Source organism: Verrucosispora sp. SN26_14.1, from assembly GCF_004307965.1.
Lineage (GTDB): Bacteria > Actinomycetota > Actinomycetes > Mycobacteriales > Micromonosporaceae > Micromonospora.
On the sequence record NZ_SISL01000058.1, the window covers coordinates 1 to 20,604 of the forward strand.

General features: G+C 72.5%; 17 protein-coding genes. 10 read left to right on the forward strand and 7 right to left on the reverse strand.

All coding sequences use genetic code 11. The features are described 5' to 3' along the window. Together EYA84_RS32415 and EYA84_RS32420 are read left to right on the forward strand one after the other, a co-directional pair. On the forward strand, positions 1-1,251 hold a 1,251-nt coding region (locus tag EYA84_RS32415; RefSeq protein WP_161594934.1), incomplete at its 5' end, for a hypothetical protein. Further along, positions 1,248-2,429, forward strand: a complete 1,182-nt coding sequence (locus EYA84_RS32420; protein WP_161594935.1) for a polysaccharide pyruvyl transferase family protein — start codon at positions 1,248-1,250, stop codon at positions 2,427-2,429. The genes EYA84_RS32415 and EYA84_RS32420, both read left to right, overlap by 4 nt. 33 nt (positions 2,430-2,462) lie before the next feature. Here the strand turns inward: EYA84_RS32420 and EYA84_RS08540 are convergent, their stop codons facing one another. The 3 genes from EYA84_RS08540 to gmd are packed head-to-tail and all read right to left on the reverse strand — an operon-like array spanning position 2,463 to position 5,787. Continuing rightward, complete coding sequence (locus EYA84_RS08540) at positions 2,463-3,578, reverse strand: DegT/DnrJ/EryC1/StrS aminotransferase family protein (RefSeq protein ID WP_131052494.1); 1,116 nt, start codon at positions 3,576-3,578, stop codon at positions 2,463-2,465. After that, on the reverse strand, positions 3,575-4,777 hold the full coding sequence (locus EYA84_RS08545; protein ID WP_131052495.1) for a glycosyltransferase: 1,203 nt from the start codon (positions 4,775-4,777) through the stop codon (positions 3,575-3,577). The genes EYA84_RS08540 and EYA84_RS08545 overlap by 4 nt, the downstream gene beginning before the upstream one ends. Further along, positions 4,774-5,787 carry a GDP-mannose 4,6-dehydratase gene (gene gmd, locus EYA84_RS08550; protein ID WP_131052496.1) on the reverse strand — a complete coding sequence of 338 codons (1,014 nt, stop codon included), beginning with the start codon at positions 5,785-5,787 and terminating at the stop codon, positions 4,774-4,776. The genes EYA84_RS08545 and gmd overlap by 4 nt, the downstream gene beginning before the upstream one ends. Positions 5,788-5,965: 178 nt before the next feature. Between gmd and EYA84_RS08555 the strand changes: the two genes are divergently transcribed. Together EYA84_RS08555 and wecB are read left to right on the forward strand one after the other, a co-directional pair. Continuing rightward, positions 5,966-7,207: a glycosyltransferase gene (locus EYA84_RS08555; RefSeq protein WP_131052497.1), complete on the forward strand. Its 1,242-nt coding sequence runs from the start codon at positions 5,966-5,968 to the stop codon at positions 7,205-7,207. A 52-nt stretch (positions 7,208-7,259) separates the two neighbouring features. Then, complete coding sequence (gene wecB / locus EYA84_RS08560) at positions 7,260-8,390, forward strand: non-hydrolyzing UDP-N-acetylglucosamine 2-epimerase (protein WP_236145662.1); 1,131 nt, start codon at positions 7,260-7,262, stop codon at positions 8,388-8,390. On the opposite strand, the gene EYA84_RS08565 is transcribed toward wecB, so the two are convergent. Beyond that, on the reverse strand, positions 8,319-9,092 hold the full coding sequence (locus tag EYA84_RS08565) for an acetyltransferase (protein WP_255446602.1): 774 nt from the start codon (positions 9,090-9,092) through the stop codon (positions 8,319-8,321). The two genes, wecB and EYA84_RS08565, sit on opposite strands and share 72 nt — an antisense overlap. A 126-nt stretch (positions 9,093-9,218) precedes the next feature. Here EYA84_RS08565 and EYA84_RS08570 point away from each other — a divergent pair, with 126 nt between their 5' ends. Continuing rightward, positions 9,219-10,442, forward strand: coding sequence for a glycosyltransferase family 4 protein (locus EYA84_RS08570; RefSeq protein WP_161594936.1), 1,224 nt, complete (start codon positions 9,219-9,221; stop codon positions 10,440-10,442). Between the two features lie 112 nt (positions 10,443-10,554). Next, positions 10,555-11,094, forward strand: coding sequence for an acyltransferase (locus tag EYA84_RS08575; RefSeq protein ID WP_131052501.1), 540 nt, complete (start codon positions 10,555-10,557; stop codon positions 11,092-11,094). Between the two features lie 6 nt (positions 11,095-11,100). Here the strand turns inward: EYA84_RS08575 and EYA84_RS08580 are convergent, their stop codons facing one another. Continuing rightward, positions 11,101-13,125 (reverse strand): hypothetical protein, encoded by a 2,025-nt coding sequence (locus EYA84_RS08580; RefSeq protein ID WP_131052502.1) that lies wholly within the window; start codon positions 13,123-13,125, stop codon positions 11,101-11,103. Positions 13,126-13,297: 172 nt separating this feature from the next. Here EYA84_RS08580 and EYA84_RS08585 point away from each other — a divergent pair, with 172 nt between their 5' ends. The 4 genes from EYA84_RS08585 to EYA84_RS08600 are packed head-to-tail and all read left to right on the forward strand — an operon-like array spanning position 13,298 to position 18,180. After that, positions 13,298-14,254 (forward strand): NAD-dependent epimerase/dehydratase family protein, encoded by a 957-nt coding sequence (locus EYA84_RS08585; protein WP_131052503.1) that lies wholly within the window; start codon positions 13,298-13,300, stop codon positions 14,252-14,254. Further along, positions 14,251-15,729, forward strand: a complete 1,479-nt coding sequence (locus tag EYA84_RS08590; RefSeq protein WP_131052504.1) for a lipopolysaccharide biosynthesis protein — start codon at positions 14,251-14,253, stop codon at positions 15,727-15,729. Before EYA84_RS08585 ends, EYA84_RS08590 begins: the two co-directional genes overlap by 4 nt. Then, on the forward strand, positions 15,710-16,927 hold the full coding sequence (locus EYA84_RS08595) for a glycosyltransferase (RefSeq protein ID WP_131052505.1): 1,218 nt from the start codon (positions 15,710-15,712) through the stop codon (positions 16,925-16,927). Before EYA84_RS08590 ends, EYA84_RS08595 begins: the two co-directional genes overlap by 20 nt. A 5-nt stretch (positions 16,928-16,932) precedes the next feature. Next, positions 16,933-18,180: a glycosyltransferase gene (locus EYA84_RS08600; RefSeq protein ID WP_131052506.1), complete on the forward strand. Its 1,248-nt coding sequence runs from the start codon at positions 16,933-16,935 to the stop codon at positions 18,178-18,180. Here the strand turns inward: EYA84_RS08600 and EYA84_RS08605 are convergent, their stop codons facing one another. Both EYA84_RS08605 and EYA84_RS08610 read right to left on the reverse strand, forming a co-directional pair. Beyond that, positions 18,181-19,602: an O-antigen ligase gene (locus EYA84_RS08605; protein ID WP_131052507.1), complete on the reverse strand. Its 1,422-nt coding sequence runs from the start codon at positions 19,600-19,602 to the stop codon at positions 18,181-18,183. It abuts the gene before it with no gap. 65 nt (positions 19,603-19,667) lie between these two features. Next, a partial coding sequence (locus tag EYA84_RS08610) for an SDR family oxidoreductase (protein WP_201272334.1) occupies positions 19,668-20,604 on the reverse strand: 937 nt, incomplete at its 5' end.

The following is a 20,604-nucleotide window of genomic DNA, read 5'->3' on the forward strand; positions in this document are numbered from 1 at the left end:
GCGGCGCGGCCCGGCCCGCCGGCCGGGAGTGGGATCACCCGGGCGGGCGGGCGGCGGGCGTTCGTCCGGCGCACTCTGGTGGCGCTGTCGGTGAACGGGCTGTCCAGCGTGGGCAACCTGATGGTGTCGGTGTCCGTCGCGCGCGGTGAGTCGCTGTCGAGACTGGGGCAGTTCGCCCTGGCCTTCTCGATCTACGTACTCGTCATCGGCCTGGTGCGGACGGCGGTCACCGAGGCGGTGCTGGCCGCGTGGACCGGGCCGGCACGGCACGAGATCACGCGGGGGGCGCGTCGGGCAGGTGCCGTCGCCGTGCTGGCCGGGTTGCTCACCGCTGCCACCGGAGTGGTGGTCGGCGCCGACTACCTCACCGTCACCGGCCTGGCTCTGCCGGGACTGGTGGTCTACGACTACGTCAAGGCGATCAGCATCGGTGTCGGCGGTACCCGGGTCGCGCTGGCCCAGGAAGGTGTCTGGCTGGGCTGCACCGCGCTGGCCGTCGGGGCGGCCGTGGTCGCCTCGGTGCCGCCGTTCATGATCTTCGTCTGCTGGGCGTTCTCCGGTGCCGTCATCGGCGTCGTGGTCGCCCTGCGGCTGCGGTACGACGTGGTGCCCGGCTGGGGGCTCGACCGTCGTGGCACCCGCGTGGCCGCCTCCTTCGCCGCGCAGTTCCTGGTCACCACCGGTTCGGCGCAACTGGCTCTGAGCGCGCTGGCCGCCACGGCGGGGGTGGCGGTGGTCGGCGCCCTCGGCGCGGCCCGGACGGTCTTCGGGCCGGTCACCCTGCTGATGACGACGCTCTCCTCGCTGATCGTGCCGTACCTGGCCCAGACACGTCCGGAGACGGGACGGGCCCGGCTGCGGGTGGCCGGTTCGGTCGTCGCGCTGACCGTCGGCGTGATGCTCCCGCTGGTGCTGATGGTGTGCCTGTTGCCGGACGACATCGGGCGGGCCGTGCTGGGCGACAACTGGCACGCGGCCCGTCCGCTGCTGCCGCTGCTCTCCGTCGAGGCGTTGCTGGCCCCCATCGCCCTCGTCGCCTTCGCCGGGCACCGGGTGGCCCACGCCGGTGGGCGCGCGTTGGCGATCGGCGTGGTGCTCGGACCGCTGCGGATCGCGACGATCGTCGCCGGTGGTGTCCTGTTCGGAGCCGGTGGCGCAGCCGGCGCCCTGGCCGTACTCGCCCTGGTCAGCGCCGTGTGCTGGTGGTCCAGCTATCTGCGGCTGGGCGGGCGGAAGGGAGTTGTGCGGTGACCCGTACAGTCGGACTGGTCTGCCTCGGTGAGGCCGGCAACTTCGGTGACGACCTGATCCTGATCGCCGCGGTGGCCGCCGCCGGCGAGGTGGACGAGGAGACCGAGGTGCGATATCTCAGCTTCGGTCGCCCCATCGACTGGACGGCGATCTCGGCCCGGCTCGGTGCCGCACTGCGCCCGCGACCGGTGCGTCCGGGACGGGACCTGCCCGGTTCCCGCCGCAGCGAACTGAGCTTCCAGGGCTGCCACGCGGTGCTGTTCGGCGGCGGTGGTCTGCTCCAGACCAGCCACCATCCGCACACCCCCTACCGGTGGCTGAGTTTCCTGCCCCGACACCTGCCGGCGGTGCCGGTGCTCGCCGTCGGACTCGGACTCGGCCCGCTCAGCGCGGACTGGGAACACCGGCTGCGGGCACTCGGTTCCCCGTTCGACGAGTGCTATCTGCGCGACGGCGACTCGGTGACCCTGGCGGAGCAGCGGCTGGGGTGGCGGGCCCGGCGCTGCCGGGACTTCGTCGACCGGACCTTCCTGGACGGGTTGGGGGTACGCCCCGCAGCCGCGCCCGACCGCCCGAAGGTGCTGGGTGTGGCGCTGCGACGGTGGCCGGGGCTGGACGTGACCGTCACCGCCCGCCACGTGGCCCGGGTCGCCGAGCGGTACGGCGTCGACGCGGTGCGCCTCTTCGTCCTGGAGGCGGGGACCGGGGGACCCGACGTGACCTTCACCGAACAGGTGCGCCGGCACCTGGCCGGCGCAGACGCGACGGTGCTGCCGTACGAGGGCGTGGACCTGCTCGACTTCGCCGCCGCGATGGCCGAGTGCACGGTCGCCGTCTCGATGAAGCTGCATTCGAGCGCGCTCTGGGCAGCCCTGGACGTGCCGATCCTGCCCATCTCGTACGCGCCGAAGACGGCGGCCTTCTTCGACCGTCCCTTCGACGGGCTGCGGATCTACGACCGGGTGCTGCCGCCCGCCGTCGACCCGGACGCGGTGCCACGGGCGGCCGAGGTGGTCGGACCGTGGTTGCGGCGGGCGTTCGCCGGGCAGGTGCCCGGCACCCGTGCGATGTTGAGCACCGGGGACAGGCTCAGGTTCCAGACCTCCGGCACGGCGGTCAACATCTACCGGCGTCTCGGTCGTACGGTCCGGAGCACGATCGGCGCCGGCTCGCGGTAGCCTGCGCCGATCGTCCCGGCCGGACCCGGGCGCTCAGTCGGCCAGGGCGGCGCGGACCCGCTCCACCACCGTCTTGACCTCCGCCTCGCCCAGTTCCGCGTGGGTGGGCAGGTTGATGCCCCGACGGCTGAGGTCGGTGGTCACCGGGCAGTCCGCCGCCGGATCGTGGTGTGCGGGCAACTCGGGGATCGGCACGAAGAAGGGTCGGGTCTCGACTCCGCGCCGGTCGAGCGCGCGGGCCAGCGCGTCCCGCGACGTGGCGTCGCCCTCGGCACCGACCAGGAACGCGGCCATCCACGCCCCCCGGCGTACCCCGGGCAGCACCGGTTGGCGGGTCAGCGCCGGCTCGTCGGCCAACTGCTCCTCGTAGCCGGTGATCACCCGGTCGCGCCGGGCGATGATCTCGTCGGCCCGGTCGAGCTGGGCGCAGAGCAACGCCGCGCTCAGGTTGGTCATCCGGTAGTTGTAGCCCAGCACCGGGAAGTAGTAGCGGCGGTGCGGGTCCATGCCCTGGTTGCGCAGCAGACGCATCCGGTCGGCCAGGGCGTCGTCGGAGGTGGTCACGCAGCCGCCCTCGCCCGAGGTGATCACCTTGTTGCCGAAGAACGAGAACGTGGTGACATCGGCCAGCGACCCGGTGGGATGCCCGTCGAGCGTGGCGCCGAACGACTCGGCCGCGTCGGCGACCAGGAGCAGCCCGTGCCGGTGGCAGAGATCGCGCAGGGCGGGGTAGTCGGCCGGGTGGCCGTACAGGTCGACGGCGATGACCGCCCGGGTACGCGGGCCGATCGCCGCGCGGACGGCGGCCGGGTCGACGCACCAGCTCTGTGGCAGCACGTCCACGCAGACCGCGCGGGCACCGCAGTACGCGACCGCGTTCGCCGTCGCCACGTAGGTCAGTGCCGGGACGATCACCTCGTCGCCCGGCCCGATGCCGGCGGCGGCGAGCGCGAGGTGCAGGGCCACCGTGCCGTTGCCGGTGGAGACGGCGGCGTCCACGCCGCAGCGGCGCGCGAAGCGTTCCTCGAACTCCCGCAGGTAGGGGCCGTGTGACGAGATCCAGCCGCTCCGGATCGCGTCGACGACGTAGCGCTCCTCCAACTCGGTGATGCTGGGCCGGGCGACCGGGAAGCGCTCCGGCGCGCTCACGACACCACCTCCGGATCGAGGGCGGTGGCGAACGCGGACCGGGGCACCGGGCCGGGCTGCCCGTCCGCCGCCCAGCGCAGCACGTCCAGGTAGTCGCGGCCGGTGGCCGCCCAGGTGCGGGTGGCGAGCCGACCGTCGGCCCGGCGGGACGCGGCGGCGTAGTGCGCGCGGTCGTCCGACAGCCGGCGGACCGCGTCGGCCAGCGAGGACGGGTCGGTGGCCCGGAACACCGCCGCCTGCGCCCCGGTGAACTCCAGTTGGGCCAGCAGCGGTTCGGCGTCGGCACAGGCCACCGGCAGCCCCCAACTGAACGCCTCCAGCATCGTCCCGCTGGCCGCCTCCCAGAGCGAGGGCACCACCACCGCGTCGGCGCGGGCGTAGAGCGCGTTGAGGTCGTCCAGGCTGACGAAGCCGGGGAAGGACACCCGGCCGCGCAGGTCCGGCTGGGCGGCCCGCGCGAGCAGCCGACTCGCCTCGGGCTCGACGAGCGGCCCCGGACAGACCAGGCGGTACTCCGGCAGCAGTGCCATCGCCTCCAGCAGCGTCGCGTGGTTCTTGTGCGTCGCGGTCGACGACGGATAGATGAGCAGGCCCGGTTCGGGTCGGGCGCTCGCGCGCTCCGGCGCGGGCTGGAAGGTGGGCGTCGGGATGAGCACGGTGCGCTGCGCCGCCTCCGGGAACAGGCGCAGCGCCTGCCGGTACGGGTGCGGCCAGGTCACCACGATGGCGCTGGCCCTCGCCACGTTCTCGCGGACCACGGCCGCGTACCCGGGGGAGTGGAAGTCGGCGTGCAGGTGCCGCAGGTCGTGCAGGACGACCACCGACCTGCCGGACCCGGTGGGCGCACAGTGGAACGGGTACAACGTCACGTCCGCGCCCGACGACGGCGGTTCGGAGCGCTGACGCAGCAGGTTGACCGTCCGCCGGACGGTCACCGAGTTGCGGACCCGGGTCGGGGTCCAGCGCCGCAGCAACTGTCCGGCCGGGTTGTCCGACCGCAGCGGCTGGGCCACCTCGGTCCAGTCGATCCGGTCGGTGGGCAGGTGCCCGCGCCACTGGTCCAGGGTGCCGCGCAGGACGGTGACCCGCAGGTCGCAGGAGTCGTCGGCGGCCATCCCGGCCAGCAGGCCGTACGCGAACGCCTCGACACCGGCCGCGTGGCCGGGCCGGATCGGGGTGGCCTCGACGGTGACCCTCATCGGTCCACCCGCACCAGACGTCCCATCCGTTCGTCCTCGAGCAGTTGACGGTCGGCGTCGACCATCACCCGCACCAGGTCCCCGAAGAGGGTCTTGGGTGCCCAGCCGAGGCGGCGGCGGGCCTTGCCGTAGTCGCCGATCAGGGCGTCGACCTCGGCGGGCCGGTAGTAGGCCGGGTCGATCTCGACGTACTGCTCCCAGTCCAGGCCCACCTGGTCGAAGGCCGCCTCGACGAACTGGCGGACGGTGTGTCCCTCGCCGGTGGCGACCACGTAGTCGTCCGGGCTGTCCTGTTGCAGGGCCAGCCACATCGCCTCGACGTACTCCGGGGCGTAGCCCCAGTCCCGTACCGCGTCGAGGTTGCCCAGGTAGAGCCGGTCCTGAAGGCCCGCCTCGATGCGGGCGACCGCTCGGGTGACCTTGCGGGTGACGAAGTTCTCGCCGCGCCGGGGGCTCTCGTGGTTGAACAGGATGCCGTTGACGCAGAACATGTCCCACGACTCGCGGTAGTTCACCGCCGACCAGTACGCGTAGACCTTGGCGCACGCGTACGGGCTGCGCGGGTGGAACGGTGTCTCCTCGCGCTGCGGGGGCGGCGTCGAGCCGAACATCTCCGAGGAGGACGCCTGGTAGTAGCGGCAGTCGATGCCGGCGGCGCGGACGGCCTCCAGCATGTGCAGGGCGCCGAGCGCGGTGACGTCGGCCGTGTAGCCGGGGATGTCGAAGGAGACCCGGACGTGGCTCTGCGCGCCGAGGTTGTAGATCTCGTCCGGCCGGACGTCGCGGATCAGCGAGGTCAGCGTGGCCGGGTCGGTGAGGTCACCGTAGTGCAGGAACAAGCGGGCGTCCGAGTTGCGCGGGTGCACGTCGATGCGGTCGAGCCGATCGGTGTTGAACGACGACGAGCGCCGTTTGATCCCGTGCACCGTGTATCCCTTGTCGAGCAGGAACTCGGTCAGGTAACTGCCGTCCTGCCCGGTGATACCGGATATGAGTGCCACTCGTGACATTAAGTCCCCTAGTGCTGTGTCGGCGGTGTGGTCGCCTGGCTTTTATAGCGTTTTTCGGGGTCTGGATTTCGTGTTTACGCATACTGTTCGGAAGGTGTCGCCTGCCGCCTTCGGCAGTCACCGCTAAAGCGTTCGATCGTTGGGCCAAGCAGTCCCGTGCGCCGGCGAGGAGCTGAAGATGGTCAACGACACCACCCCCGTGTCGCAATTCCGGGAAGAACTCTCGGAATACGACGAGAAACAATTCCGTGTTCTCGTCACGGCGGAGTACTTCGTTCCCGGATGGCGGGCCGGCGGCCCCGTACGCTCGATCTCGGACGTGCTCGCCAAGGCCAGCGACGACATCGAGACGACGATGTTGACCCGCGACCACGACCTCGGTTCGCCCGACCCCTATCCCGGTCTCTCCGGCCGGTGGGCGCGATTCGGCCGCACCAACATCTTCTACCTCGGAGTACGCCGTCCGGCGCACTGGCGACAGCTCTGGCGCGCGTTGCGCACGGTCCGGTTCGACCTGCTCTACGTGAACAGCGTCTGGTCGACCTTCTCCATCCTGCCCATCGTCGCGGCCCGGCTCGGCCTGCTGCGGGTGCGGCGCGTGCTGGTGGCCCCCCGGGGCGAGTTCGGGTCGGCCGCGCTGCGGCTGCACGGCCTGCGCAAGCGGATCTTCCTGGCCGGCTGGCGGTGGATGCTCGGGCAGCCGCGGGTGCTGTGGCACGCCACCACTCCGGCCGAGGCCGCCGACATCCGGCGGGTGCTGCCCCGGGCCCGGATCGGGGTGGTCGCCGTCGCCAGCGGCCCCGAACCGGAGCCGGAACCGGTCGCGCTGCCGCCGACCGCGCGGGCGCGGCTGGTCTTCATCGGACGGATCTCCCCGATGAAGAACCTCGACCTGGTGCTCCGCGCGCTCGCCCACGTGCCGGTGCCGGTCCGGCTGGACGTCTACGGTCCGGTGGAGGACCCGGGGTACTGGCGGCGCTGCCAGGAGCTGATCGCGGCCCTGCCCGAAACGGCCACCGTCTCCTATCGCGGGGAGCTGCATCCCGACCACGTCCGCGAGACCTTCTCCCGGTACGAGGCGTTCGTGCTGCCGACCCGGGGCGAAAACTTCGGCAACGCCATCGCGGAGAGCCTGTCGGCGTACTGCCCGGTGGTCTGCTCCGACCGCACCCCCTGGACCGCCGTGCTGCGTGACGGCGGCGGGCTGGTGCTGACCGAACTGACCCCGTCGGCCCTGGGTGCCCTGGTCACGCAGGTCGCCACCGCCGCGCCGGAGCAGCGGTACGCGGCCCGGGTGGCCGCCGGGGCGGCGTACCGGCGCTGGCGGGCGAGCCTGACCCGGGTCAGCGTGCTCGACCAGGCGCGGCACGTGATCCGTGACCCGGCGTACCGGGTGCCCCCGCAGGGGCGTACGTCCTGAGCCGGTGGCCCTGCCGCCCACCGCACCGTTCATCGGAAACCGCTGTGAGGAGATGCCCGTGACCCGGGTGATGACCGTTGTCGGGACCAGGCCGGAGATCATCCGGTTGGCCCGGGTGATCGACGCGCTGGACCGGACCGTGGAGCACACGTTGGTGCACACGGGACAGAACTGGGACCCGGCCCTTTCCGACATCTTCTTCACCGAGCTGGGTGTCCGCGCACCGGACCGGTTCCTGCGGGCGGACACCAGTTCGCTCGGCAGTCTGCTCGGTGCGGTCCTGGTCGGCACCGAGGCCGCGATCGCCGAGACGCGTCCGGACGCGCTGCTGGTGCTCGGTGACACCAACAGTGCGATCTCGGCGCTGATGGCCCGGCGGATGAAGGTGCCGGTCTACCACATGGAGGCCGGCAACCGCTGCTTCGACCTGAACGTGCCGGAGGAGACCAACCGGCGGATGGTCGACCACGTCGCCGACTTCAACCTGGTCTACTCCGAGCACGCCCGGCGCAACCTGCTCGCCGAGGGTCTGCACCCCCGGCGCATCCTGCACACCGGTTCGCCCATGCGCGAGGTGCTCGATCACTACCGGCCGCAGATCGACGCCTCCACCGTGCTCGCACGGCTCGACCTGGAGCCCGGCGGCTACGTCGTGGTCAGCGCCCACCGGGAGGAGAACGTCGACCACCCGGACCGGCTCCGACGACTGCTGGACTGCCTCTGCGCCGTCCGCGACGAGTGGGGCCTGCCGTTGCTGGTCTCCACCCATCCACGCACCCGCAAGCGGCTGGAGTCCCTCGCCGTGGACGGTACGCGGCTGGAGTCGATCGCCTTCCACGAGCCGTTCGGCTTCTTCGACTACGTCACCCTGCAACGGCACGCCCGGTGCACGCTCTCGGACAGCGGCACGGTCAGCGAGGAGTCGGCGATCCTCGGCTTCCCGGCGGTGACCCTGCGCGAGTCCATCGAGCGTCCGGAGGCGCTGGACACCGGGGCGATCGTGATGACCGGTCTGGACCCGGCCGGGGTGGTGGAGGCGGTCCGCGTCGTGGTGGCGCAGGCCGCCGCCGGTGCCGCCGGGTGTCCGCTGGACTACCAGGTCCCGGACACCTCACGCCGGGTGGTCGACTTCCTCCTGTCGACCGTGCGCCGCCATCACGACTGGGCGGGCATCCGGCACTGAGGACGGCGTCGGCCGGGCCGGTACGCCGGTGACCACGACACCGGCCGGGACGTCGCGGGTCACGCAGGCCCCGGCTCCGACGACGGCGTCCCGGCCGACCGTCAGCCGGGGCAGGACGGCGGCGGTGGTGCCGACCATCACGCCCTCGGCGAGGCGACAGTGGCCGGAGACGGCGGCCAGCGGGTTGACCGAGACGTAGTCGCCCAGCACCGCGTCGTGCCCCACCGTGCAGTTCTGGTTGAGATGGACGTGTCGGCCGAGGACGACGTTGGTCGTCACGCGCGCGCCGCCGGCCGCGAACAGTCCCTCGCCGACCACGCAGTCCGTGCCGATCTCGGCATCCGGGTGGATCACCGTGGCGGCGGTCAGCCCGTGGTGGGCGATGGCCTCGGCGGTCTCCCGGCGCAGCCGTGGTCGGCCGACGCCGAGCGCCACCCGTGTCCGGGTCGGCAGTTCGCCCAACCGGCGGGTCGGGCCGAGGAAGGGCACCCCGAGACGGTGCACCAGGGCCACGTCGGGCTCGGTGGGGTAGTCGTCGACGAATCCGAGCACCCGCCATCGCGGCGAGTCGGACACCGGCGTGTTGAGTAGACAAATTACCCGATATACCTCACGGCCCATCCCGCCGACTCCTACGATCACTACGTCGGTCGTCACCCGTGGCTCCCTCGCCCGCGGAGAACGCCGGTCGCTCTCCGCCATCTGAACCGTCCCGGCGCGTCGATGGTGACGGCCGTGCCGGCATCCGGCCCCAGGGTCCACTTCGGACCGGACGGCGCGGCTGCGGCCTGCGGTGACGGCATCCGCTCTCTGAAGGTGAGCCACACAGTGACCAAGCTGGTGAGGACCCGCCCGCCCGACGTCGCCGGCATGCCCCGGTCGGCGTCGCGGTGCGCCGTCGAGGCGGCGGGCTACCGGGTCGTCGCGACCGCCGGTGTGTTCGAGCCCGGTTTCCGGGGCGGCGGGCCGATCCGCTCCCTGCGGTACATCCTGGACACCCTGCCGGAGGGGATCGACGTCACCCTGGTCACCCGGGACCGCGACCTGCGCTCACCGGTGTCCTACCCGGGGCTGTCCGGGCGGCTGCTGCACCGCGACGCCCGCGCCGCCGTGTTCTACCTCGACCCGTTCGCCCTCCGGCACTGGGCCCGGCTGCTGCGGCACGTCCGCTCCCGGCCGGTCGACCTGCTCTATCTCAACAGCCTCTGGTCGGCGTTCTCGGTGGTGTCGATCCTCGCGGTCGCCTCGGGCGTGCTGCGCGCCGGGGCGATCCTGCTCGCGCCGCGCGGTGAACTGGCGCCGGCCGCCCTCGACATCAGGTCGCGCAAGAAGCGACTCTTCCTGTCGGTGTGGGCGCCGCTGCTGCGTCGGCTCGACGTGCGCTGGCAGGCGTGCAGCCGGCGGGAGGAGGAGCAGATCCGGGCGGCCGTGCCGTGGGCCCAGGTGATGGTCAACGGCAACGAGTGCGCCGTGCCGGAGGATCCCGCCCCACCCGCCGAGCCGCGCGAGGGGCCGCTGCGACTGGTCTTCGTCGGCCGGATCTCGCCGATGAAGAACCTGGTCACCGCGCTGGAGGCGGTGGCCGGTACGACCCGGCCGATCGAGTTCGACATCTTCGGGCCGGTGGAGGACGAAGAGTACTGGGCACGGTGTCGCGGGATCGTCGAGTCGATGCCCGGACACGTCCGGGTCGCCTACCGGGGCGAACTCCCGGCGGCGCAGGTGCTGGACACCTTCGGCCGGTACGACGCGTTCCTCTTCCCGACGCTGGGCGAGAACTACGGTCACGTGATCGTCGAGAGTCTGGCCGCCGGCTGCCCGGTGATCTGCTCCGACGAGACGCCGTTCAGCGCGCTGATCGCCGAGGCCGGGGGAGCGGTGGTACGCCCCGCGACACCGGCCGCGTTCAGCGCCGTGCTCGATCGGCTCGCCGCCCGGCCGGTGGCCGCTCGTGCCGAGGCGAAACGGCTCGCCGCGCGGCAGTACCGGCTCTGGCGGCGGCAGAACCGGGAACTCCACGTGCTGGAGCACGCCCGTCGGTTCTGCCGCTGATTGTCGAGTCGCCGGGTCCGTCACCCGTACCCGGTCCGGCTCGTTAAGAGGGTGTCCGGCGGTGCGGGCGCGCCCGCCCGTCGCCGCGTACTTCGTCAGGTGAGGACGTCAGGTGTCTCGTCGCGTTCGTACGCTGGTCCAGCGGGTGCGGGACCATCTCGCCGCCACCCGTGACCCGGAGGCGTTCGCCCGTTCCCTCGGGGTGAACCTGACCGGCCGGGTCCGGTTCTATGGGATCAGCCGGGCGATGTTCGGCTCGGAGCCCTGGCTGATCACCATCGGCGACAACGTCTTCATCACCTCCGAGGTGCAGTTCGTCACGCACGACGGCGGCACGCTGATCCTCCGCAAGGAGCACCCGGACCTCGACTGGACCGCGCCGATCGTGATCGGCGACGACGTCTACATCGGGATGCGGTCGATGATCCTCGCGGGGGTCACCATCGGCAACCGGTGCGTGATCGGGGCGGGCTCGATCGTCACCCGGGACATCCCGGACAACACCGTGGCCGCCGGGGTGCCGGCGCGACCGCTGCGGACGACCGACGAGTACCTCGCGCGGTTGCAGGCCAAGTCGTTGGGGATCGGCCACCTGCCGGTGCCCGCCAAACACGAGGCGATGAAGCGGATCTACGGGGTGACCACGGTCTGACGGCCGTCAGGCCCGCCGGTAGGCCACGCGGGGTGGCGGGAACTGGTGTACGCCGCCGACCGTGATCGCGCCCAGGCCGCCGGTCACGCCGGACACCTGGTAGCCGTACCGGTCGCCGGACATCGCTGTCCGGTCGGTGCCGATGTTGAGCGCCGTCTCGCCCGCCGCCTCGGCCAGCAGCGTCGGCGCGGTGCTGCCGGTGCCCTGCCAGACGAGTGCGTACCAGTGCCAGCCGCCGGGCAGCATGACCGGCGTGCTCAGCACCGACTCCTTGATCCCGGCGGTGGTCACCGCCAGTGTGCCGAAGTCGGCGATCGGGCCGAGGAGCGCGGGCCGCCCGGTCGTCGGGTCGTGGGCGTACACGCCGTGGCGCAACACGCCGGTGCCGGCTGTGGTCACCTCGACGCAGGCCCGGTCGACCGGCGTCGGCTCGGCCAGGTACACCGGGTGCAGCAGGAGCCGCTGGAACGCGCCGGTGTACGTGCAGGTCCGGGTCGGACCGGCCAGCGGCAGGAAGTAGCTGCCGACGCCGAGCGTCACGCCGGGCACCTGCGGTGGTGCCGGCGGTGCGGGCTGGGCGCGCCACATGCCGTAACCGGGCGAGACCGGTACCGAGTACGGGATGCCGTCGACGGCGACCCGGTCCGGCACGGCGAGGTTGGTCGGACCGTCCGCGACCAGTCGCCGGTGGAACAGTTCGGGCGCCGCCATCCGGGTCTGGGCGGCCGGGTCGACCCGCTCGATCACCACCACGTCGTGGGTGCCGGTGGAGACGACGATCTCGGTGGCGGTCGAGGGCGGTGCCAGGTAGCGACGGTACGCCGTGCCGGTCACCGAGTCGTTCGGCTCCAACGTCCGTCCCCACACCAGTTGCGGGTAGTTCTTCTTGAGACTGGAGCTGACGAACCAGCACTTCGCCGTGGTGTGCCGGGCCCGCGTCGCCGGCTGCCCGTCGTCGAAGGGCAGCAGTCCGACGGCGATGCCCCACTTCTGCACCCCACCGGAGTCCACCACCCACTGGGTCATGCTGGCGGCCGGCGTCAGCGGATCCCGCAGCGTGGCCGGGGTGATGTCGGTGAGGACGGTCAGGGTGTCGAGCTTCGCCCAGGTCGACCAGTTGAGTGAGCCGGCGACCCCCACGTTCGCCATGAACTGCCGGCGGCTGCCGCCGGTCGGCACGGTCAGCGCGGAGCACTGGGTGACCCCGGCGTTCAGGGCGAAGCGGCTCAGCGCGGTGACCGTCTGCGAGATCAGCAGCCCGTCCGTGCTCCAGCGGTACAGGTTGTCGATCCGGCACAGCGACGGGATCCGCGACATGATCGTGGCGATCGGCGTGCCGATGTTCGCCTGGGCGGTGTCGATCATCCCCTGGTAGGAGGGGATCAGGTACGACTCCCGGATCCGCAGTTCCTGGCCGGTACGCCGACCGTCCGGCAGCGCCCGACCGTCGAGTTCGACACTGACCACGTGGGTGTGGGTGGCCGGACGGATCTGCACGTCCGGCGTGAGTCCGGTGATCGGCACGGTGGTGCGGTTCGTGGCGCCGGACAGGTGGGTCAGGGGTGCCGCCGGCCGGACCCGCGCGCCCTGGGCGATGCCGTCCACGATCACGTACGGGTTGCCGAAGAGCAGGCTGTTGGCGTTGGTGATGGCGAGCAGGGTGAACACCCGGGTGCCGTCGGTCCACCGGGAACCCACGTCGGCGGTGGTCTTGCCGTGGTTGGTCACGGCGATCTGGTTGCCCACGTTGTACCCGTGGTTGCCGCCCACGTACGACCAGCCGGTGTTGATCGGGCAGTTGTCGTCGGAGGTGTCGTGGATCGGGGTGCCCACGGCCGACGGGGAGGGCCACACCTGCGCGTCGGTCGCCGTCGACGGGACGAGCGTGACCTGCGGCAGGCTGGAGTGCCACATGCCGACCATGCCCAGGGGATAGGCGATGTTCGCCGGCATCAGCACGTCCCGAGTGGCGTCGAATCGCGACCGGACGGTCATCAGAGCGTTGGAACGGTAGACGATCAGTTCTCCCATGGCCGGCACCTCCGCCGTGATGCGTACCGATGATGTCACTGTGCGCCACGTATCCCCTGGTCGGCGGCGCACGGTCGGCTCCCGGACAGCAGTACGGAATTCCGCGAACGCGGGACGCTGACCCAGATGAGTGGATATACATAGCTTCGACATTCATTCGGGGGTTTTGTCCATGCGCATTCTGGTCACCGGCGGGGCCGGTTTCATCGGATCCAATCTGGCCCGCGCCGCGTTGGCGGATCCCGCCGTCAAAGAGGTGACCGTCCTCGACGACCTCTCCGTCGGGCTCCCCGGCAACCTGGACGGACTCGGCGTCGACCTGGTCGAGGGCTCCATCCTGGACCCGGTCGCCCTGGACACGGCGATGGCGGGCCGGGACGCGGTGGTCCACCTGGCCGCCCTGCCGAGCGTGCCCCGCTCCCTGCGGGACCCGGTGGCCTCCCACCACGCGAACGCGACCGGCACGCTGATGGTGCTGGAGGCGGCCCGCCGACACCACGTCGGACACGTCGTCGTCGCCTCCTCGTCGTCGGTGTACGGCACGAATCCCGCGCTGCCCAAGGCGGAGCTGACCTGGACCCGCCCGATGAGCCCCTACGCGGCGAGCAAGCTCTCCGCCGAGGCGTACGCGTTGGCGTACCAGGCGTCGTACGGCCTGTCCACGCTGGCCTTCCGGTTCTTCAACGTGTTCGGGCCCGGGCAGCGGCACGACCACGCGTACGCGGCGGTGATCCCGCGCTTCGTGTACGCCGCCCTGCACGGCGAGCCGGTCGTGGTGCACGGCGACGGCACCCAGTCCCGCGACTTCACCTACGTCGGCACGGTCTGCCAGGTCATCCTGGACGCGCTGCGCCGTCGGGTGCAGCACCCGCATCCGGTCAACCTCGCCTTCGGGGCGCGAGCCACCCTGCTGGAGGTCGTCGACGAGCTGGAGGGCCTGCTCGGGCGGCCGATCGCCCGCGAGTACGCCGCACCGCGCGCCGGCGACGTGCCGCACTCCCTGGCCGACGACGCCCGCCTGCGGGACCTGTTCCCCGACGTGATCCCGGTCGACCGACTCGACGGCCTGCGCGCCACCGTCGAGTGGATGTCCGGGCGGCGCGACGTCGCTTCCGCCGGGACCCGGTGAACCGGGCGGCGAGCCGGACCGGACCGGGGCGGTCGACCGCCCCGAGCGTCCCGGTCGACCCCGCCACGACGCCACCCGCCGTCGAGGCACCGCCCGCCGTCGAGACTCTGGCGGCGGCGGGTGACCGGGACCGCCGCGTCACGGTCGGCATCGCCACCGCGATGGCGGCGAAGGGGATCGGCCTGGCCGCGCCGCTCGTCGTCACCCCGGCCTGCTTCGGCTACCTCGGCGACCAGCGGTACGGCCTCTGGATGGCGGTCACCGCGCTGACCGGCATGGCCTGGTTCGCCGACCTGGGGCTGGGCAACGGTCTGCTGACCCGGCTGAGCCACCACGTCCACGACGTCCGGGCGCAGGCGCGGGAGATCTCCAGTGCCTTCGCCACCCTCGGCGCGGTAGCCGTGGTGCTGGTCGTCGCGCTGGTGGTGGTCGTACCCACGGTGGGATGGGCCGGGCTCTTCGGCGTGACCGACGCCCGGGTCGCCGCGGACGCCACCACGATGGTGCTGCTCTGCTTCGGGGCCTTCGCCGTCAACATCCCGTTCTCGCTGATCCAGCGGATCCAGTACGCCCGGGGCCAGGTGGTGCAGAGCAACGTCTGGCAGTCGGCCGGTGCGCTGGTGGCGATGGGCGCGGTGCTCGGCGCCATCGCCGCCGGATGGAGTCCGCTGGTGGTGATCGGCTGCGCGGTGCTGGCCGTCCCGCTGACCAACCTGCTCAACACGGTGGCCTACTTCTGGTTCCAGGAGCCCGCGCTGCGGCCCGGTCCGGCCCTGGTGGACCGGGCCACCGCCGTCGGCCTGCTCCGGCTCGGCCTCCAGTTCTTCGCGCTCACCACGATGTCGTCGATCGCGCTCAATATGGACAGCCCGCTCGTCGCGTACCTGCTCGGGCCCGTGGTGGCGGCCCACTACGCGGTGGTCGGGAAGCTCTTCGGCGTACTGTCGATCTTCGTCGGGCTGGTCGGTATGACGATCTGGCCGGTCAACGGCACCGCCCTGGCCCGGGGCGAGGTCGCCTGGGTACGCCGCAACACCCGGCGCATGGTGCTCCTCTACGGCGTCGTCGTCGGTGTCGTCGGCGGTGCGCTGGTCGGCGTCGGCCCCCGGCTGGTCGAGCTGTGGGTGAGCGACATCGACCGCGCCTCGGTGTCGGTCGCGCTCCTGGCCGGGCTGGCCGCCTGGTCCTTCCTGGTCGCCGTCACCTCCCCGTTGATCATGGTGCAGAACAGCGTCGGCCTGCTCCGGCCGCAGTTCGTCGGCTGGGCGACGTTCCTGGTGCTGGCGGCCGGGCTCAAGGTCTGGGGACTGCGGCAGTTCGGGCTCGTCGGCCTGCCGGTCGCAGCCTGCCTCGCGTACGTGCTGACCATGTGGCCGGCGGTGTTCGTGGGCTACCGGCGGGCGCTCGCCGGAGACCGGCCCCGTCGACCGGCCCGACGAGCGAAGGAGCCCGCAGGTGTCCAGCTTCCCGGATGACCCGACGACGCCGGGTACGCGCCGACCCGACCGTCCGTGCCGGGTGCTGCGGATCGTCGGTGAACTGAACTTCGGCGGCACGGAGATGCGCACCGCCGAGCTGCTGCCCCGGCTGGCCGCCGCCGGTGTCGAGGTGCACCTGGTGACGCTCAGCGACCGGATCGGCCCCGGTCCGCTGGCCGAGACGGTCACCCGGCACGGCGGCACGGTCACCCCGGTCGCACTGGACGCGCACTTCGTCCCGCGCCTGGTCGGGCTGCTGCGGCGGTGGCGTCCGGACGTGGTGCACGTCGACTGCGCCAACTTCTCCGGCGTACCGCTGGCACTGGCCCGGCTCTGCGGCGTACCCGTCCGGGTGGCGCACTTCCGGGGCGACGACAACGTCCGCCGCAGCCTGCGGCGGCGCGTCTACCGGCGGCTCTGCGGTCGCCTGCTGCGGCACAGCGCCACCGACATCCTCGGCGTCTCGCCCAGTTCGCTCACCTTCGGCTACGACCTGCGGTGGCAGCACGACCGGCGTTGCCGGGTGGTGCTCAACGGCCTCGACCTCGACCGGCTGCGGGCACCCGGCCGCGACGACCTGCGGACGCTGGTCGGTGCCGAACCGGGCGCCCTCGTCTGCGTCAGCGTCGGGCGTGCCTCGCCGGAGAAGCGGCGCTGGCTGCTGCCGCCGATCCTGGCCGAGCTGCGGTCGCTGGGCGTGCCGGCGCACGCCGTCCTGGTCGGTCCCGGCGACGGCGCGGACGACGACGCACGGGTCCGCGCCGAGGCGCACGCCGCCGGCCTCGCCGACCGGGTGCACCTGCTCGGTGCCCGGGACGACGTGGGTCACCTGCTGCGTCAGGCCGACGTGGTGGTGCACCCCTCCTGCCTGGAAGGGCTGCCCGGGGGAGTGCTGGAACCCGTCGCGCTGGGCGTCGGCACCGTCGCGGCCGACCTGCCCGGGGTGCGGTTCATCGAGGCGCACCTGCCCGGCGTGACGGTCGTCGACACCGACGCGCCGCCGAGAGTCTGGGCCGAGGCGGTGCGGACCGCCGCCGCGTACACCGCGACGACGACACCGCAGACGGCCGCCGCGCGCTTCACCGACAGCGTCTTCGCCATCGACGCCGCACTCGCCGCCCACCTCGCCATCTATCGACCTCAGGAACACCCGACAGCGCAGCGGAGCCGGCAGACCGCCGGCTCGGAACGGTGATCGAGATGAACGACAGGATCCTGGTACGCGGCCCGGAGCAACGCCACCCGGCGACCACCCGGGTACGCCCGGTCCGGCCACTGCTCGTCGGCGCGTACGCCTTCCCGTACGGCGACGCCACCTCCAACCGCCTGCGGCAGCTCGCCCGCAGCGCCGCGCCGGAGGGGGAGCGGACCCTGGTGGTGAACGACTGGCCCTGCGAGGTCCCCTTCCCCGGCCCCTTCGGCGACGTCGCCGGCATCGACCTGATCACGCTGCGCGTCCGGGGCGGCAACCGGCTCACCCGGATGGCGGCCCGCCTCGCCCGACCGGTACGCGTGCTGCGTGCCCTGCGTCGCGAGGGTGTCGACCGCGACGACGTCGGCGTGGTGCTGCTGCCGATGGCGATGATGACGCTCGGCAACTGGGCGGTGCTGCGGCTCGTGCTGCGCGCACCGGTGGTGGTGGACGCCAGCGAACGCCACGACCGGCACCAGTTCGCGCACGGCTGGCTCACCCCGTACTTCGTGCGGCACCGCTGGTCCACCTTCCTGACCACCCGGCTGGTGCGCCGGGCCACGGCGGTGACCGGTGCACTCGCCGACCACCTCGGCGCGTACGGCCTCGACGTGCTCGTGGTGCCGCCGCAGGTGGACTGTGCCGAGTTCGCGCCACCCCGGACACCGTCGCTGGCCGACGGGCTACGGCTGCTCTACGCCGGCACCCCGGGTCGCAAGGACATGCTCGACGTGATCGTGCGCGGCATCAGCCGGCTCGCCCCGGCGGACCAGCGGCGGGTGAGTCTGACCATCGCGGGCATCACCCGCGAGCAGGCCGCCACCGGGTCGGACCTGGACCCGGCGCTGCTGGACCGGGTCGCCGCCGAGGTGACCTTCCTCGGCCGGGTGCCCCGCGACACCGTGTTGACGCTGCTCGGCGGCGCGCACTTCTCGATGCTGGTCCGGCCCACCGGCGGGTACGCCGCGCACGGCTTCCCGTCGAAGGTGCCGGAGAGCCTCGCCGCCGGGTGCCCGGTGCTGCTCAACCACACCAGCGACCTGGCCGCGTACGTGCGGGACGGCGTCGAGGGTCTGGTGCTCGACGGGAACGGTCCGGACGACGTGCGTCGCGGGATCGAGCGGGCGCTTCGCCTGCGGGACGAGGACTGGACGGCGATGAGCCGGGCCGCGCTGTCCCGGGCCCGTGAGTCGTTCGACCACCGGGCCTGGCAGTCCCGGGTCACCGCGTTCCTGACCGCCGAGGGCCGCCGCTGATCAGCCGGGAAGCCCGGCCGGTGCCCGCCGGCCGGGCCGGGTGCGTACGCCCTCGGTGACACCGGCCTTCTCGTCCGGGTCGGCGGTGGGCCGGTGCAGCAGGGCGGCGACCGCGAGCCAGAACACGTACGGGTACGGCTGCCCGGTGCCGAAGATGGCCGACTCGGTCAACTGCACCATCACCCCGCTGACCACGAGCCAGACCAGGCCCGAGTTGGCCCCGCGCACCGGTGCGCGCAGCGCGCCGCGCCCGGCGGCCAGCAGCAGCGCCACCAGCGGGACGACGGCGGTGAGTCCCAGCTCCAGCAGCAGTTGCAGGTAGCTGTTGTGCACCACGCTGACGCCCGCCCCGAAGAACTCGTCGTAACTGGCGAGTTCGAACAGGTGGTTGCGGGACGCGTACCCGAAGCCCAGCGTGGGCCGGTTCTGCCACCACAGGTCGACGGTGGCCTGCCACATCTCGGTGCGGCCGTTGGACAGGTCGGCGCCCTCGGGATCGGTGAAGCGCAGCACGATCCGCTGCATCCACGGCGCCGAGAAGATCACCGGCAGCAGGTTGAACAGGTGCGCCACCAGCAGTGTCGCGGCCAGCGCCGTGACGGTGCGGACCACCGGCCCGAGCCCGTGCCGCAGCAGGACCCAGGCGGCGCCGACGAGCACGGCGACGATCGCGGTCCGCGACTGCGACAGCAGCAGGCAGACGCCGGCCGGCAGGACGCCGAGCAGCAGGACGGGTCGGCGGTACTCCTGGTACACCGCCCAGCCCAGCGGGATGGCCAGGGCGCACACGATCCCGAGCATGTTCGGGTTGTTGTAGATGCCCTGGAACCGCTGGCTGCTGGACAGCGCGGCGGTCAGCACGCCGCCGCTGACCCCGTACCCGAGGCTGACCAGGGCGGAGACGCTGAGGACCAGGTAGACCGTCCGCAGGTCGGCCAGCATCACCCCGCGCGCGGACCACCGCCTGCGCACCAGTACGTGCACCAGGGCGGCCAGCAGCACCAGGGCCACACCACGCTGGAAGGTCTCCATCGGGACCACCGACCAGACGGTGCTGAGCGTGGCGAGCCCGGCGACCGACCAGAGCGCGACGACGAGGACGCCGGTCCACGGCGCGAGCCGGACCGGGGCCCGGACCGGCCGGCACAGCCCCCACACCACCAGGGCGGCGACCGCGGCGTAGCGCGGATAGAAGCTCAGCTCGACCAGGGCCGGGAGGTCCGACGAGGCGCAGACCAGCAGCGCCGTGGTCAGACCCAGCAACCACCGCCAGCCGTCCACCCGACGGACCAGGGCGACCAGCAGGAGAAGCAGGGTCAGTCCGATCGCGACCAGCGGGGCGTCGACCGCGACGAGGGTCGTGACCACGACGAGTGCCGCCGCCCCCGCGACGACGCCCCACTGGGCCAGACGGTTCAACACGTGGTGTCCTTCGGTTCGCGGCCGGCCCGCGCACCACGCGGCCGGCGGGTCGTCCTCGTCCGCCGTCAGACCCGGATGCCGGGCCGGTCCGTCGACGCCTCGGTCCAGCGGGTGCGGGCCGCGTGCATGGCCCGGACCATCTCCGGCCAGTCCGGCGGCCGGTAGCCGGTGGCTCCGGCGAGCGCGTCGGCCCGCATCGAGCGGTCGCAGACGAACCCGTCGTCCGGCACCAGCTCACCCGGCCATCCGTACACGTCGGCGACCAACCGCAGCAGGTCGTGCTTGGTGATCGGGTCGGCCGCGACGTGGTAGAGCCCGGTCAGATCCTCGCGGGGCAGCACCACGGTGCGCAGCAGCCGGGCGAACTCGACGGTCGTCACGCCGGTGTAGACGGCCCGGGTGAAACCGCGTACCTGGCCCCGTTGGGCGAGGAACCAGTCCACCAGGGAACGGTGGGTGGCCAGCTCGTGCCCGACGATCGAGGTGCGCAGGGTGAGCGCGGACGGCCCGGTCGCCTCGCCGAGCAGCTTGGACCGCCCGTACAGGTCGGGCGGATCCGGCAGGTCGTCCTCGGCGTAGCCACCCCGTCGACCGGAGAAGACACAGTCGGTGCTGACGTGCACCAGCCGGGCGCCGAGGTCGGCGCAGGCGTCGGCGAGCAGGTGCGGCAGGAGCGCGTTGAGCGTGACGGTCGGCACCGCCTCCTGCACGTCGGGCCGCTGCTTGATGACGCCGACGCAGTTGATCACCACGTCCGGCCGCAGCAGGTCGAGGAAGCGGCGGACCTCGGCGAACCCGGTGGCGTCGACACCCGTGGTGATCCGGTCGCGCAGGTGCGCCGGGAACCACCCCGCGTCGTCGTCGACGCGCCGGGCCAGGCCGTGCACGTCCAGGTCGGGGTCCTCGCTCAGCTCGCGCAGGAGAGCGTGGCCGAGCATGCCGGTCACCCCGACCACGAGTACCCGCCGGGTGGCCGGGCGCGACGCGGCGTCGGCCTGGTCG

What these genes read in the sequence shown, in the direction of transcription:
- EYA84_RS08545 (WP_131052495.1), bottom strand. Translation starts at nt 4,777, where the DNA reads ATGAGGGTCACCGTCGAGGCCACCCCGATCCGGCCCGGCCACGCGGCC.
- gmd (WP_131052496.1), bottom strand. Translation starts at nt 5,787, where the DNA reads ATGTCACGAGTGGCACTCATATCCGGTATCACCGGGCAGGACGGCAGT.
- EYA84_RS08555 (WP_131052497.1), top strand. Translation starts at nt 5,966, where the DNA reads ATGGTCAACGACACCACCCCCGTGTCGCAATTCCGGGAAGAACTCTCG.
- wecB (WP_236145662.1), top strand. Translation starts at nt 7,260, where the DNA reads ATGCCCGTGACCCGGGTGATGACCGTTGTCGGGACCAGGCCGGAGATC.
- EYA84_RS08565 (WP_255446602.1), bottom strand. Translation starts at nt 9,092, where the DNA reads ATGGCGGAGAGCGACCGGCGTTCTCCGCGGGCGAGGGAGCCACGGGTG.
- EYA84_RS08580 (WP_131052502.1), bottom strand. Translation starts at nt 13,125, where the DNA reads ATGGGAGAACTGATCGTCTACCGTTCCAACGCTCTGATGACCGTCCGG.
- EYA84_RS08585 (WP_131052503.1), top strand. Translation starts at nt 13,298, where the DNA reads ATGCGCATTCTGGTCACCGGCGGGGCCGGTTTCATCGGATCCAATCTG.
- EYA84_RS08600 (WP_131052506.1), top strand. Translation starts at nt 16,933, where the DNA reads ATGAACGACAGGATCCTGGTACGCGGCCCGGAGCAACGCCACCCGGCG.